Genomic DNA, 14608 nt, shown 5'->3' on the forward strand with positions numbered 1-14608 from the left:
AATAATAATTCTACAATGACAAATAGTCGAAATAAACACAATTTACATACCCAGCTTATCGTACAGGTCGATTACCTTTTTACGGAGCTTATTAATTTCTTCGTCTTTCTCCATCAGCTCTTTTTTCAGCATAGCGAGCTCTTCAGATGAATCAGGCGCAGCCGATAGTCCAAGTAACTGGGTAATGGGAACTTTGAAAACTTTCGAAATTTGTTGTAAACGGGAAATGTTCAGATCGGTTTGACCGGTTTCGATTTTACAAAAAGCCGGGGTAGAGATATTCAGTTTTTTAGCTGCATCGGCCTGACTTAAATTTAAAGCCAGTCTGCATTGCTTAATTTGATCTCCTATGCTTTTCATGTCTTTGAGATTTGAGATATAAGATGTGAGATATGAGACGTGAGATTTGAGACGGAGTTATCTTCTGTCTCAAATCTCAGGCCTCAAATCTATTTCTCTAAAGCAGCTGCCAGCTCTGGCAAATCAAAACCCGCGTAATTACCCGAACTCATCATCAGCAAATTGGTATCAGCATAATGTAAGCTCAGTAAATATGACTTCAGCTTTGAAGCATCGTTAAAAAATTTCAGTTTTGGATTCTGGAAAGCATTTTGCACATCGTCTTCTGAGAATGGCTCCATCCGCTTCTGCTCAAAAGATTTAATATCGATAAATACAATGGCATCATCGGCTTTATCCATAGCACCTGCATATTCTTTTAAGAAATCTTTATTCAAACTGCTAAAAGTATGCAATTCAATACAAGCCACCAGTTTACGATTAGTAAACTGTGTTTTAACTGCATCAATTGTAGCTTTTAATTTCGAGGGTGAATGTGCAAAATCTTTGTATACATTGGTCGAAGCATCGGCCGAAATCACTTCTAAACGTTTGGCTGCACCGGTAAAAGAAGCAATAGCCGTATTAAATGCAGTTTCGTCGATTTCCAGTTGTGCACATACCAGTTTGGCAGCATTCAGGTTCATTAAATTATGATCGCCAAAAACTTTCAAAGCGGTATGTTCAGGAAGCAGATAGGTAATACCGACTTTAATTTCGTGGGCTGGTATAGCATAACCAATTTTATTCACCTTAGCTTTTGAAAGGCTTACAATCTCATTTAAATCAGCATCTGCTTCGCAATAAATTAGCGTGCCGTTTTCTTCAATGGTATCAATAAATTTATCAAACTGGGCTGTATAATCGGCATAAGTTGGAAAAACATTGATATGATCCCAGGCAATACCGCTAATTACGGCCACATTGGCTTTATACAAGTGAAATTTAGGCCTTCTGTCAATTGGTGAAGATAAATACTCATCTCCTTCAATAATCATAACCGGTGCCTCTTCCGTTACTTTTACCATGGTTTCAAAACCGGCAAGTTGTGCACCAACCAGATAATCGAAATCTCGGTTATAGTAGTTCAGCACATGCAAAATCATACTGGTAATGGTTGTTTTACCATGACTACCGCCAATAACTACACGTAGCTTATTTTTGCTTTGTTCGTAAATATATTCAGGGTAAGAATAAATTTTAACTCCAAGCGCCTGTGCTTTTAACAACTCAGGATTATCAATCCGGGCATGCATACCCAGAATAACAGCATCAAGATCGTTGGTAATGCGGTTTTCATCCCAACCCATTTCAGCGGGCAGTAAACCGTATTTATCCAAACGCGATTTTGCGGGTTCGAAAATTACATCATCCGACCCGGTAATCTGATAACCTTTTTTATGCAGGGCAATGGCAAGATTGTGCATCGCACTTCCGCCTATCGCAATAAAATGTATACGCATATTTTTAATATTTTAGATTTGAGAAGTTAGATATGAGATTTGAGATATGAGATTTGAGACAGGAGAATAAGCATCTGATTTCTCTATCCTTTTTGCCTTCTACCTTAAACCCTAAGCCTTCTACCTTAAACCCTCAACCTTCCGCCTTCTACCTTTTCTCAAACTGAGCCGCAACCCATTCGCCATTTTGTTTATGGTCGATATATTTAATGCCGTATTTAGCACATTCGGCAGTAATCATGCTTAAATCGGGGTCGAGGTAAAAACCACTGAAGAAAATCTTTCCGCCTGGCTTTAATACTTCCGCATAGCGATGAATCTGATCTAAAAGAATATTCCGGTTAATGTTGGCAAAAATAATATCATAAGCTTCATCCGGAATCACCTCTTTACTACCACAAAGTGCGGTTAAATTATCGACACCATTAAGCGCCGCATTTTCGATGGTACTCTGATAACAAATATCATCGTAATCGATTGCAACCAGGCTTTTAGCACCTAATTTAGCAGCCAGAATAGCCAGAATAGCCGTACCACAGCCCATATCCAAAATGGCTTTATCTTTTACATCAGCTGCCAAGATATACTGCATCACCATGGTGGTGGTTTGGTGGTGACCTGTACCGAATGACATTTTCGGGTCGATTACAATTTCGTAAGGATACGATGGTTGTGGTTCATGAAAGGTTGCCCTCACGTAACATACATCATCAATTACCAGCGGACTGAAATTTTTCTCCCATTCGGCATTCCAGTTTTCATCGGCAACATCTTCCAAAGTATAATCTGTTGCAAACTCATCACTGTAATTAGCCAGCAGATCTTTCAACTCCTGCTCGTTAAAATTATCTTTTATTACGAATGCCGTAAAACCACCCTCACTGTCTTCGAAAGTATCGAAGCCTAAATCTGCCAGATCGCTAATAAGCAAATCCTGCTGATAGTCTTCGATACCCTGAAATGTAAATATTGCTTTTGTGTATTGCATTAGCTGTTTAATGCTTTAATAATATCTGTAAAATCGCGCGATTTTAATGATGCACCACCAATCAGGCCACCATCAATATCAGGTTGTGCGAATAAACTTGCCGCATTACCCGGGTTACAGCTACCGCCATATAAAATGGTTGTATCATCAGCGGTGTTGAAGCCATATTTTGCCTGAATTTCGCTACGGATGAAAGCATGAATATCCTGAGCTTGCTCTGGTGAAGCGGTTAAACCTGTACCAATAGCCCAAACCGGCTCATAGGCAATTACAATTTTCTTAAAATCTTCTTCGGTTAAACCAAAAATACCGTCTACCAGTTGCTTCTTTAACACTTCGTAATAACTGCCGTTGTTACGCTCGTCTAAAGTTTCGCCAATACAAAAAATTGGGGTTAAGCCATTGGCTAAAGCTATTTTAGTTTTTTCTCCCAATAAAGCATCGCTTTCTGCAAAATATTGTCTGCGCTCTGAGTGACCTAAAATAACATATTCTGCACCAACAGATTTTACCATTTTAGCAGAAGTTTCGCCAGTGTAAGCACCGCTTTCTTTATCGCTGATATTCTGAGCACCAATTTTAACATCGTTACCACCCAATTTTGCCAGGCTGTTTAAATGGATAAATGGCGAGCAAATAATCGCTAACTGATCGCCTTTGCGCTCATCTCTAACCATATTTACGATTTCACTGAACAACGAAACGCCTTCGTTATAATCTAAGTTCATTTTCCAGTTACCGGCAACAATCTTTTTTCTCATTTTGTATTATTTAAGGATTGGTTGATCTTTTTCAAGATCAGGTTTTTATATTAAAATCGCCTATACGATTCGGTTAATTCAAATACTTTAGTCAGGATGTTTTTTTCAACCTCGTTAAAGGCCACATCTTTTCTTGCAAACACCTTTTCAATTGTTTCGAACATTTTATGCAGTTTATAAGTATCGAAACCAGCAGCACCACCCCAGGCAAAATCGGCTATATGATGCGGCGGGAAACCGGCGCCAAAAACATTGGCTCCAACACCTACTACGCTACCGGTATTAAACATGGTATTGATACCACTTTTGGCATGATCGGCCATAATTAAGCCGCAAAATTGCAAATTGGTATTGCGCAGTTTTTCGCTTTCGTAATCGTAAAGCTTTACTTCTGCATAGTTGTTTTTTAAATTCGAGTTGTTGGTATCGGCACCAATGTTGCACCACTCGCCCATTACCGAATTACCCAAATAACCTTCGTGACCTTTAGCTGAGTTACCCCAAATTACTGAGTTGTTAATTTCACCTCCGGCCCGGCTGTTTGGACCAATGGTAGTACCCGAATATATTTTAGCCCCCATTTTTATGGAAGAATTTTCGCATAAGGCAAAGGAGCCTCTTATTAACGAGCCTTCCCAAACCTCGGCATTTTTGCCGATATAAATGGGACCGTAACCACTATTGAGTACACTACACTCTACCTTAGCACCTTCTTCCAGAAAAATATCATTGCCCAATAATTGGTTGGTACTACTAATGTCTGCAGAGGTTCGTCCTTCGGTTAACAATTTAAAATCTTTCCTGATCTCAGCCGGATTGTTACCAAAAATGTGCTCCGGATAGCTAATCTTGCTGAAATTTAAACTGTAATCAACTGGTTTCAACTGTTTTCGAGCCTCTTTATAGGTTAAAACTTCACCATTATTAAAGGCCAGAACAACATCACCCGCCAACAACACTTCACCGACTTTAAGTGCGGTAACCGCGTTGAGCAAATCTTCATCGGGGCATACCGAACCATTTATAAATAAACTGGCGTTAGATTTCGGAGCAAATTTTACAGAGAGGTAATCCTGGGTCTGAAAGCCAAAATCGGCTTTTAAGTATTTCGCCCACTTTTCTGCAATGGTTAAAATACCAATGCGCAAATTGGCCACAGGCCTGGTAAACGTAAGCGGACGAAGGGACATCCAGCTGGCATCATCAAAAAGATTGATTGTCATAAGCAACAAAAATAAAAAAAGTCCCGATGCTTTTGGCAAAGGGACTTTAAAAAATGCTTTTTGTAGCTAAAATTATTTCTTAGCGTAACGGTTTTTGAATTTATCGATACGTCCTGCAGTATCAACCAATTTCATTTTACCAGTATAAAAAGGGTGTGAAGTGTGAGAAATCTCTAATTTATATAATGGATACTCGTTACCATCTTCCCATTTAATAGTTTCTTTAGTGTCTACGCAAGATTTTGTTAAGAAAGCATATTCGTTAGACATATCTTTAAAAACAACTGGTCTGTAGCTTGTTGGGTGCAAATCTTTTTTCATTTGAATATTATTTTTAGTTATCTGTGTGAAAGCATCAAGAACATTTTTGCAATTTGCTGGCAACAACGCTTATGACATTTCCTATTAGTCTTTCTACCTCTATTTTAGAGGATGCAAATATCCTAATTTTATTTTTGATTTACAAGCCTAATTCAAGAATTTTAATTAATAAGGTATTTCGCTACAATTATAAACTAAAAATGATGGCAAAAAAGCCAAATACAGCACTTTAAACTAATCTTTTTTGGGACTATATTTTTGCCAGGTTTCGATCTTTGCTTTTTGCCGGGCGATATAAGCATCGGCAATTACCTCGGCCGAGCTTGAGCCCTCAGCCGTTTCGAGCAATTCTTTTAACTTATACTGATCTACATCGGCCTTATACAAAATCTGAATCAACTTCGGAAAATCGTTATCAATCAGATAGGCAAATGCATCGACCATCACCTCCCGAAGTTGATTTTCGGACAGGTTTTCGGCGATATCGAAATCTTTGCTGATGATTTTGGTTAAAGGCGAAACATTTTGCATCAAATAGTAAAATTAGTTTTATTGTGACGCTATAAAAAGTCTGCGTCCATTATCAAGGGTAGATCTGCAGATCTCTTTTAAAGCACTATAAGCATCAATATAAGATGACTCCAGCGAAATATTAATTTGACATAGTTGAGTATAAAACTCCTGAATCCGTTTACATTCCCATCTATCATTATGCCAACCTTCAGCTCTAAAATAATTATACATTACACTCTGTTCGTGGTATTGACCTAATGGGATCAATGATAAAATTTCGTCAAAATGAAACTCGAGTAAGTGAACTTCAAAAATGGTTATTTCATTTTTTTTATTGACAGCCTGCTCATATAAAACAATTTCTGAATATCCCTCGTACCCCTTATATAAATCGATTTTCTTCATTTTATTAAAAACACTTTTTAAGCCAAGAACCACCATACAAAGTTAAATAAACCTGATGGAAATGGCATGCCGATTTTTCATCGGCATATAATGTACAGCAGGGCTGCAGATGCTATGAAATACAGAACCGTTCGTTTTCAAAGACATTTCACCCCAACCTCTTCCCTTTTACATCCTTTCATCTTACCTCCCATCATACCCATTTAATTTCCTGGCAAAGCTCTATTAAAACGCCGTTTGTTTGTTTTGGATGAACAAAGCACACCATTTTATTATCTGCGCCTTTTTTGGGTGTTTCGTTTAACAACACAAAACCATTGGCTTTTAAGCGCTCCATTTCGGCCAGAATATCATCAACAGCAAAGGCAATATGATGAATCCCCTCTCCTTTTTTTTCCAGAAAGCGGGCAATGGCACTATCTTCATCGGTAGCCTCCAGCAGCTCAACCTTGTTCTCGCCGGTTTTAAAAAACGCTGTGTTCACCTGCTCCGAAGCTACCAATTCGGTTTTATAGCACGAAGTGTTGAGTAAAAGCTCGTAAAGCGGAACCGACTTATTTAAACTATTTACGGCAATTCCGATATGTTCTATCTTATTCATCGTTTTAAAAGGTTGGTTAAATGTAAAAATGCAGGTTTTCTCTATAACCTCATAGCTATTATTTATAATTGTTAGCAAACTTTTTTTGTATCTTTGTATCAATAATCAACAGAATAAAGATGAAACAGCCGATATATTTAGATAATAATGCAACAACACCGTTAGATCCGAGAGTGTTGGAAGCAATGCTACCTTACTTTACTGAGAAATTTGGGAATGCCGCGAGCCGCAATCACGCGTTTGGCTGGGTGGCTGAAGAGGGTGTAGATTATGCTCGTGAACAGGTAGCCAAATTAATCGGCTGTACTGAAAAAGAAATTATTTTTACATCAGGTGCTACCGAGGCCGATAACCTGGCCATTAAAGGTGTATTTGAAATGTACAAAGAAAAAGGTAACCACATTATTACTGCGGTTACTGAGCATAAAGCAGTTTTAGATACCTGCAAGCACTTAGAAAAAAATGGTGCACGTGTTACTTATTTAGGTGTTAAAGAAGATGGTTTAATTGATTTAGCTGAATTAGAAGCTACCATGACACCAGAAACGATTTTAGTTTCGATTATGTATGGTAACAACGAAATCGGCGTAATCCAACCCGTTAAAGAAATTTCGGCTATTGCACACAAACACGGCGCTTTATTTATGACTGATGCTACGCAGGCAGTTGGTAAAATTCCGGTTGATGTAAATGCTGACGGTATTGATTTAATGGCTTTCTCGGCACACAAAATGTACGGACCAAAAGGTGTTGGTGCACTTTATGTACGCCGTAAAGGTCCAAGGGTTAAAGTTACTGCACAAATGGATGGCGGTGGTCACGAACGTGGCATGCGCTCAGGTACCTTAAACGTTCCGGGTATTGTTGGTTTAGGTAAAGCCTGCGAACTTTGCCGTTTAGAGATGGAAAGCGAAACCGTTCGTTTGTCAGCTTTACGTGATAAGTTAGAATCGACTTTAAACAAAATGGAAGAAAGTTATGTTAATGGTAATACACAACACCGTTTACCACACGTAGCCAACATTTCATTCAAATATGTTGAAGGTGAAGGTTTAATGATGGCCATGAGTGATTTAGCAGTATCTTCGGGTTCGGCTTGTACTTCTGCCTCTTTAGAACCATCATACGTTTTAAAAAGCTTAGGTTTATCTGATGATTTGGCTCACTCATCTATCCGTTTTGGTTTAGGAAGATTTACCACTGAAGCAGAAATTGACCAGGCGATTGCCGTAACCGAAAAAGCAGTTAATCACTTAAGAGAACTTTCTCCGCTTTGGGAAATGTTTAAAGAAGGTATTGACTTGAGTAAAATTGAGTGGGCAGAACACTAAGAACGGTTTGGAGTTGGCAGTTTGCAGTTTTGAGTACGCTAACTGATAATTGATAACTGAAAATTGATAACTATTTAAAATTTGCTCCGTAAGGAGATTAAAAAATAAAAACATGGCATATTCAGAAAAAGTAATTGATCATTACAATAACCCACGTAATGTAGGTACTTTAAATAAAGACAGTAAATTTGTAGGCACTGGGTTAGTTGGTGCACCAGAGTGCGGCGACGTAATGCGTTTACAAATAGAAGTTGGAGAAGATAATGTAATTACCGATGCTAAATTTAAAACATTTGGTTGTGGTTCGGCTATTGCTTCTTCATCTTTAGCAACCGAATGGTTAAAAGGAAAAACAATTGACGAAGCATTAGCGATCGATAATATGGATATTGTGGAAGAACTGGCTTTACCACCTGTTAAAATTCACTGTTCAGTATTGGCAGAAGATGCAATTAAATCGGCTATTAACGATTACCGCGTTAAAAATGGTTTAGAAGCAATTGCTTTAGAAAAATCACACCACTAATCTAGTAGCAAGTATTAGAGAATCAATTATCAAGATTTAAATTTCGGCTTGATAATCTCATGCTACTTGATACTAGATACTTGATACTTGATACTAAAATACTCAATACCATGATCACAATAACCGATAAGGCAAAAGATAAAATTGATCACTTAATGCAGGATTCTGCAATGGGTTCTGATTACTTTTTACGCGTTTCTGTAAAAGGTGGTGGTTGTTCTGGTTTATCATACAATTTAGATTTCGATAACGAAGAACAAAAAGGCGATCAGTTTTTTGAAGATAAAGGAATTAAGATTGCATTAGATATGAAATCGTTTCTTTACCTGGCCGGAACTGAACTGGATTTTACTGATGGTTTGAACGGAAAAGGTTTCAACTTCGTAAATCCAAATGCAAGCCGTACCTGCGGCTGTGGCGAGAGTTTCTCCGTTTAAGCGAATTAAAATATTTTACAAAAAGGTTTCATGGCTATGGAACCTTTTTTGCGTTTATGGATTTTATTTTTTCAGACCATTAGCATTGGTTTCCCGCAGATTTAGCAGATTTCATGTAACAACATATTCACTGCCTAACCAAGCCATCATACAATACCTCCCATCTCCTTAAATTATGTTATATATAAAGAATTGGCAATGATGTAAAGTTGCTTTAACCTGCGTTTCTTTCCTGTTTAATATGCAGAAAATAACTTAAGATCAGTCCAACCAAAAAGTGAAACCTCCCTGAGCGCACATCAAATTGTATTTTTAAACCAAAAAGCGTTATAATTGTTAAAATAACGAACACACCAAATTACGAGCATGCCACTAATTAACGAATTTTCAACCGTTCCTACCCTTTTAAGGAATGTTGTAAAAAATATACATAAACCCGAAGAAACTTTCCTGATCCATAAACAAAGTAATGAGTGGCTCGAAATTTCTTATGAGGACACCCTTAAAAGAGCTGATGCCGTTTCTGCATTCTTTTTAGAAAAGGGAATCAAAAAAGGCGACCGTTTGGGCTTAATGATCGAAAACTCTCCCGAATATGTATATTACGATCAGGGTATCCAGCAAATTGGTGTGGTTAACGTGTCTATTTACCCTACGCTGTCTGAACAGGAAGTAGCCTATATTATTAATGATTCGGGCATTAAAGCCATCCTGGTAGGGAACAATTTCCTTTATCGCAAAGTATTAAAGGTAGCCGCCAACTGTAAAGAATTAAAATACATTATTCCGGCTTTTAAAGATTTCGAAAAAGTAACGGTTCCGGCCGATGTTCATGTTGAAGTAATTGCTTTTTCTGATATCCTGGCACTTAAACACCAGATTACAGCTGCAGAAAAGGCCGAAATAGATCAATGCAGAAACCAGGTTTTACCGCAGGATGTTTCTTCACTGATTTATACCTCCGGCACCACAGGAACACCTAAAGGCGTAATGCTTACCCACTATAATTTTGTTAAAAACGTAGAGGTATGTTTGCAGCAGATTCCGGTAATAGATCAGACTGAAACTTTCCTGTCTTTCTTACCGCTATCGCACGTATTCGAACGTACAGCTACCTACCACGTATGTTGCGCACAGGGTTGTAAAATTGCATTTGCCCAAAGTTTGGAGCTATTGGCCAAAAACATGGGCGAAGTACGCCCTACCGTTATGAGTTGCGTGCCGCGTTTACTGGAACGCATCCACGATAAAGCCATTAAATCGGGCACTGCCGGTGGAGGCACCAAAGCCAAAATATTTACCTGGGCGTTAGAAACGGGAAATAAATACCGAGTAGCTAAGGAAGCCGGTAAAAATCCGGGAATGATCCTATCGGCAAAAAAAGGAATTGCCGAGAAACTGGTATTCAGTAAGATTAAAGAAAAAACCGGTGGTCGTTTAAAGTTTATGATTTCGGGTGGCGCTGCTTTGCCTAAAAATGTGGGCGAGTTTTTTGGCGATCTGGGCATTAAAATATTAGAGGGTTTTGGCTTAACCGAAACCTCTCCGGTAATGTCGGTTACCGAATACCACAGACAGGTTTATGGTACTGTCGGGCGGATTATCCCTGGTATTGAAGTGGCTATACAGGATGTGGAGAGCAAAGAAATGATCAGCATCCAAACCCACAATACTTTTAACGAAGAATTTGAATGTGCAGAAGGCGAAGTAATTGTACGAGGCCATTGTGTAATGAAAGGTTATTTCAACAAGCCTGCAGAAACCGCCGAAGCTATTGATAAAGATATGTGGTTCCACACGGGTGATATTGGCCGTTTTTACAAGGGTAACCTGCAAATTACCGATCGTTTGAAAAATATGATCGTAAATGCTTATGGCAAAAATGTTTACCCTACCCCGGTTGAAAACATTTACTTAAAAAGTCCAAAAATTGACCAGTTATTTTTAATTGGCGATAAGCGTGAATTTATTACCGCTATCATTATTCCAAACCGCGAAACTTTAGAAGAAACCTTTAAACTGAAGCCTTCATTTTTTGAAGAGGCCGATCCGTTTATCCGCAACCCTGAAATTATAGAATGGATGGAGCAGGATATCAAAAAAATCTCAAACGAACTGGCTAAATTCGAACGCATTAAAAATTTTAAGATCAAACGTAATCCTTTCAATATCGACGAAGGAGAAATTACGCCAACCATGAAAGTTAAACGCCGCATTGTAGAAAAGAAATATGCGGAAGCGATTAACGAAATGTATGAAGAAGATGTAGAAGCAGAATCTTAGGTAAAACAAGATTGGCAGAACCATCATCGTGAATTAAAAAAATCAATTTCTATTGCTTTATGATTGCTTCGTTCCTCACAATGACGAAGTAATTCATTACTTTTGCAAAAAATACCCGAAATGAGTATAGGATTATCAGAACAGGAAATACAAAGACGTGACTCGCTAAAACAACTTCGCGAATTGGGCATCAACCCATACCCTGCCGAGGCTTATGAAATTAATGCCTACGCTGCAGATATTAACGAAAATTACGAAAGAGATAAAACTGCTTACAAGAATATCAGCATTGCCGGACGTATCATGACCCGTCGTATTATGGGTAATGCATCTTTTGCTGAATTGCAGGACTCTACCGGTAGAGTACAACTTTACCTGAAGCGTGATGATTTGTGTCCTGATGAAGATAAAACTTTATACAACACGGTTTTCAAAAAATTACTGGATCTTGGAGATTATGTTGGTGTAAAAGGTTATGTATTTACCACGCAAACCGGTGAAATTTCGGTACATGTTACCTCACTAACAGTATTATCAAAATCATTAAAACCACTTCCTGTAGTGAAACGTGATGATGATGGTAATATCTACGATGGTTTTACCGATCCTGAATTACGTTATCGCATGCGTTATGTAGATTTAACGGTAAATCCTGATTACAAACAGATCTTTATTAACCGTTCTAAAGTAATCAACACCATGCGTAATTATTTCGACGGCCAGGGCTGGATGGAGGTAGAAACGCCAATTTTACAGGCGGTACATGGTGGTGCTGCGGCCCGTCCGTTTGCTACACACCACAACACTTTAGATATGCCATTATTTTTGCGTATTGCCAACGAGCTTTACCTGAAAAGGCTAATTGTTGCTGGTTTTGATGGCGTTTATGAGTTCGGTAAAATGTTCCGTAATGAAGGAATGGACAGAACCCACAACCCTGAGTTTACCTCAATGGAAATCTATGTAGCCTACAAAGACTACGTTTGGATGATGGGCATGGTGGAAGAGTGTTTAGAGAAAATTGCAGTGGCCATACACGGTTCACCTGTTGTTAAAGTTGGTGGACATGAAATTGATTTTGCTGGTCCGTACGAGAAGTTAACCATGTACGAATCTATTCAAAAATATACCGGTATCGATGTTTCAGAAATGACTGAAGCACAATTGGCGCAAACCTGTAAAGATTTGGGCATCGAGATTGATGACAGCATGGGTCGTGGTAAACTGGTAGATGAACTATTCAGTGAGAAAGTGGAAGCTAACTTAATTCAGCCTACCTACATTACCGACTACCCTATCGAAATGACACCTTTAGCGAAGAAACACCGCAGCAAAGAAGGTTTGGTTGAGCGCTTCGAACTTTTTGTAATGGGTAAAGAAATTGGCAACGCTTACTCAGAGTTAAATGATCCGATTGACCAGAAAGAACGTTTTGAAGAGCAATTGAAATTAGCGGCCAGAGGCGATGATGAAGCAATGGCGATGGATGATGATTTCGTTCGTGCATTAGAATATGGTATGCCTCCTACTTCTGGATTAGGTATTGGTATTGATAGATTAGTGATGTTGATGACTGATCAATCGACCATCCAGGAAGTTCTTTTCTTCCCGCAGATGCGCCCGGAGAAAAAGAAAATCGAAATGACTGCCGAAGAAAGTGAATTGTATGCATTGGTAAAGGAAAACGAACAACACCTTTTAACCGATGTAAAAGCAAAATTAACCGACTGGAGCAATAAAAAATGGGATACTACTTTAAAAGGCTTAACCGGTAAAGGCATATTAAAAGTAGCCAAAACCGATAATGGTTTATTCTTATCGCATAAATAGTAAATTTGTTAATGTAGCGGCAAAACACCGGTCAGATTTTAACAAAAACATAACATAAACTTAAAAGGCTTGCTAACAATTGTTTAGCAAGCCTTTTCTATATTTACAGCAATCGATAAATAAAAAAGATTGTTATGAATACTTCAAGTTTAGAAATTAACGAAAGAGAATATTGCATCAAATTAAGCAAAGAAGCTTTTGATTTGACCTTAGTACGTCAATTAATTAAAAGAATCCAGGCCGAAGCTTTGTTCTTCTCAAGAGTGCAAGCCGAAGAGGATGATATCTTAAGCAAAAGAGCCCAAAGAGAAGAATTTGAAGGTTTTGATTATTTAGGGGATAAATAAAGGTTAACAGTCAACAATATTCAGTTGGCAGTTAACCCACTATAATATTTACTAGCTAATCAATCTCCAGGCTCCCCTCTACCGAGTCATCCATGGTTTTTCCTGTAATTACAGATGCTGCCATTTTTAAGAAAGCAACAGCTGTTCCATGTTTTGTATCCCAATAATATCCTTCAGATGGAATTACCTTGATTAAGGTAATATTTGGGTCGTCTTTTCCTCCCTGAAACCAGGTTTTGATCAACGGGCTCCACAGCTCATCAATTTTTGCCTGATCGCGGCTGATTTCGGAAATACCATATATATTTACAAAGCCTGAATGTTCACTGGCCTGAAAAAACAAATGCGTAAATGGATCGGTAGCCAGCTCTTCATTTTTATGACTGTCTTTCATACTCATAAACCAGATATTGCCATCATCATCTACCTGCTGAATGGCCATTGGCCTTACAGATAAAGGCACGCCTGTTTTAATATTGGTGCAAAAGAAACAACTTTCGGCTTTCTCTGCCAGCTCACGTAGCTTTTCAACAGCGCCTTTTCCACTTAAATCTTTAATATTTTCTTCCTCCTGGGTACGGTTTGTACTTCCTTCTTGTGATGTTGCCATAATGTAGGTTTTATTTAAAGTACAAGAAACAAAGCACTTTGGTTTTAACAATCTCAAAGTGAGCATATCCAATTTGTACCATCGAACAGAAAGCATTAACTTTAATTTATTGTATAATATGAGTAAAACGAGGCCCAATCCCTTTAAAGCTAAAATTGATATTATTGGTATAAACCCTTTTGTATTTGTACCTGAAGCATATTTAAGCTACCTCTTTGAACAAGCAGGAAAAGAAAAGGGAAAAATTCCGGTACGGATGAAAATAGACGGGCATGAGTTTAAACAAACACTCGTTAAATATGCCGGTGCCTGGCGTTTATACCTTAACACACCTATGCGTAAAGCCGCAGGAAAAGAAGTTGGAGCTGAAGCGCTTTTTGAAATCGAATTTGATGCCGAAGAACGCACCATTACTGCACACCCTATGCTTTTACAGGCTTTGACAGAAAATGCTGCAGCTAAGGCCATTTTCGAGCAGCAAGCTCCTTATCTGCAACTTGAAATTATCAGGTACATCAATCATTTAAAAACGGAAGAATCGATAGACCGGAATGTTAAGAAGGCTATTCAGTTTCTTTTGGGTAAAGAGCGTTTTATCGGGAGAGATGGAATTTAGGGAAGTCAGGTTTT

Annotated in this window: 17 protein-coding genes; 7 read left to right on the top strand and 10 right to left on the bottom strand. The window is 38.3% G+C overall.

The window, feature by feature from the left end; all coding sequences use genetic code 11:
• Nucleotides 1-42 precede the first annotated feature (42 nt).
• The 9 genes from BLR37_RS03580 to mce form a co-directional block, all read right to left on the bottom strand.
• On the bottom strand, nt 43-360 hold the full coding sequence (locus BLR37_RS03580; protein WP_090764600.1) for a helix-turn-helix domain-containing protein: 318 nt from the start codon (nt 358-360) through the stop codon (nt 43-45).
• 89 nt (nt 361-449) lie between these two features.
• Nucleotides 450-1802 (bottom strand): UDP-N-acetylmuramate--L-alanine ligase, encoded by a 1353-nt coding sequence (locus BLR37_RS03585; RefSeq protein ID WP_090764603.1) that lies wholly within the window; start codon nt 1800-1802, stop codon nt 450-452.
• Between the two features lie 148 nt (nt 1803-1950).
• Entirely contained in the window at nt 1951-2790 is an 840-nt protein-coding gene (prmA, locus tag BLR37_RS03590) for a 50S ribosomal protein L11 methyltransferase (protein ID WP_090764606.1), read from the bottom strand.
• A complete protein-coding gene (gene tpiA, locus BLR37_RS03595) occupies nt 2790-3551 on the bottom strand; it encodes a triose-phosphate isomerase (RefSeq protein WP_090764609.1) in 762 nt (253 codons plus the stop codon). The genes prmA and tpiA overlap by 1 nt, the downstream gene beginning before the upstream one ends.
• 50 nt (nt 3552-3601) lie before the next feature.
• On the bottom strand, nt 3602-4774 hold the full coding sequence (locus BLR37_RS03600) for a putative sugar nucleotidyl transferase (protein WP_090764612.1): 1173 nt from the start codon (nt 4772-4774) through the stop codon (nt 3602-3604).
• A gap of 72 nt (nt 4775-4846) precedes the next feature.
• On the bottom strand, nt 4847-5095 hold the full coding sequence (locus BLR37_RS03605; protein ID WP_025142617.1) for a type B 50S ribosomal protein L31: 249 nt from the start codon (nt 5093-5095) through the stop codon (nt 4847-4849).
• 234 nt (nt 5096-5329) lie between these two features.
• Nucleotides 5330-5626 (bottom strand): hypothetical protein, encoded by a 297-nt coding sequence (locus BLR37_RS03610; RefSeq protein WP_090764617.1) that lies wholly within the window; start codon nt 5624-5626, stop codon nt 5330-5332.
• A gap of 18 nt (nt 5627-5644) precedes the next feature.
• Nucleotides 5645-6013, bottom strand: coding sequence for a hypothetical protein (locus tag BLR37_RS03615; RefSeq protein ID WP_143009528.1), 369 nt, complete (start codon nt 6011-6013; stop codon nt 5645-5647).
• 193 nt (nt 6014-6206) lie between these two features.
• On the bottom strand, nt 6207-6614 hold the full coding sequence (gene mce, locus BLR37_RS03620) for a methylmalonyl-CoA epimerase (RefSeq protein WP_090764623.1): 408 nt from the start codon (nt 6612-6614) through the stop codon (nt 6207-6209).
• A gap of 119 nt (nt 6615-6733) precedes the next feature.
• Between mce and BLR37_RS03625 the strand changes: the two genes are divergently transcribed.
• From BLR37_RS03625 to BLR37_RS03650, 6 genes are all read left to right on the top strand, one after another.
• On the top strand, nt 6734-7945 hold the full coding sequence (locus tag BLR37_RS03625) for an IscS subfamily cysteine desulfurase (protein ID WP_090764626.1): 1212 nt from the start codon (nt 6734-6736) through the stop codon (nt 7943-7945).
• Between the two features lie 112 nt (nt 7946-8057).
• Nucleotides 8058-8471 carry a Fe-S cluster assembly scaffold IscU gene (gene iscU, locus BLR37_RS03630; RefSeq protein ID WP_039476200.1) on the top strand — a complete coding sequence of 138 codons (414 nt, stop codon included), beginning with the start codon at nt 8058-8060 and terminating at the stop codon, nt 8469-8471.
• 110 nt (nt 8472-8581) lie between these two features.
• Nucleotides 8582-8908: a HesB/IscA family protein gene (locus tag BLR37_RS03635; protein ID WP_039476203.1), complete on the top strand. Its 327-nt coding sequence runs from the start codon at nt 8582-8584 to the stop codon at nt 8906-8908.
• A 366-nt stretch (nt 8909-9274) separates the two neighbouring features.
• Complete coding sequence (locus BLR37_RS03640) at nt 9275-11191, top strand: AMP-dependent synthetase/ligase (RefSeq protein ID WP_090764630.1); 1917 nt, start codon at nt 9275-9277, stop codon at nt 11189-11191.
• A 120-nt stretch (nt 11192-11311) separates the two neighbouring features.
• A complete protein-coding gene (lysS, locus tag BLR37_RS03645; protein ID WP_090764633.1) occupies nt 11312-13021 on the top strand; it encodes a lysine--tRNA ligase in 1710 nt (569 codons plus the stop codon).
• A 134-nt stretch (nt 13022-13155) separates the two neighbouring features.
• Nucleotides 13156-13368 (top strand): hypothetical protein, encoded by a 213-nt coding sequence (locus tag BLR37_RS03650; RefSeq protein WP_039476219.1) that lies wholly within the window; start codon nt 13156-13158, stop codon nt 13366-13368.
• Nucleotides 13369-13423: 55 nt separating this feature from the next.
• On the opposite strand, the gene BLR37_RS03655 is transcribed toward BLR37_RS03650, so the two are convergent.
• The gene (locus BLR37_RS03655; RefSeq protein ID WP_090764635.1) at nt 13424-13978 is read right to left on the bottom strand and encodes a pyridoxamine 5'-phosphate oxidase family protein; all 555 of its coding nucleotides are present in this window, start codon (nt 13976-13978) and stop codon (nt 13424-13426) included.
• Nucleotides 13979-14096: 118 nt separating this feature from the next.
• Between BLR37_RS03655 and BLR37_RS03660 the strand changes: the two genes are divergently transcribed.
• Complete coding sequence (locus BLR37_RS03660; protein WP_090764638.1) at nt 14097-14594, top strand: YdeI/OmpD-associated family protein; 498 nt, start codon at nt 14097-14099, stop codon at nt 14592-14594.
• Nucleotides 14595-14608: the final 14 nt, after the last annotated feature.

It is taken from the genome of Pedobacter soli, assembly GCF_900101435.1.
Lineage (GTDB): Bacteria > Bacteroidota > Bacteroidia > Sphingobacteriales > Sphingobacteriaceae > Pedobacter > Pedobacter soli.